Genomic DNA, 537 nt, shown 5'->3' with positions numbered 1-537 from the left:
GGTTTGCCGATCTGGCGGAGCCGCTCGTAGAACGCCTTTAGACCCGGGTTCCACCGCACAGCGACCGTCGCCGCCATGTAGAGGACGTTGCGCACAGCGATACGTCCTGCGCGGATCATCTTTCGCCCCCGCAGCGTGCCGGAATCCCTGTTCATAGGTGCCACGCCTGCAAGGGCAGAGACCTCGGCTGCTTTGGCCGCGCCCAGCTCCTGCATCTGCGACAGGAGCGTTGTCGCCGTCGTCTGACCGATGCCGGGGATCGACGTCAAAATTTCGAACCGCCGGGCGATCTCCCGCTCCGCCCGGACGAGGACCAGCAGTGCGGCATCGAGAGCCTTAGCTTGACGCTTGCACAGCTCAATCCGCTCGTCGATCTGATCCCTGACCAGGCCGAGCGACGCCTGCGACCTTCGGCTTTCTAGGGCGAGGCGCTCCTGAACCATCTGCCGCCGTGCAACGGTCATTTCCGTGATCCGTGCCACCACATTGGACGGCGGTTCGGTCTGAGCCGGCTCCATGACGACAGCGAACCGGGCA

General features: G+C 64.6%; 1 protein-coding gene. It reads right to left on the bottom strand.

What is annotated here, in order from left to right:
• Nucleotides 1-537, bottom strand: a 537-nt coding sequence (locus Q4543_RS24550; RefSeq protein WP_303442822.1) for an IS110 family transposase, incomplete at both ends; no start/stop codon positions are given.

The organism is Salipiger sp. 1_MG-2023 (genome assembly GCF_030547555.1).
Classification (GTDB): Bacteria; Pseudomonadota; Alphaproteobacteria; order Rhodobacterales; family Rhodobacteraceae; genus Salipiger.
The sequence above is the reverse complement of the archived record's forward strand: the minus strand, read 5'-3'. Positions and strand labels throughout refer to the sequence as shown.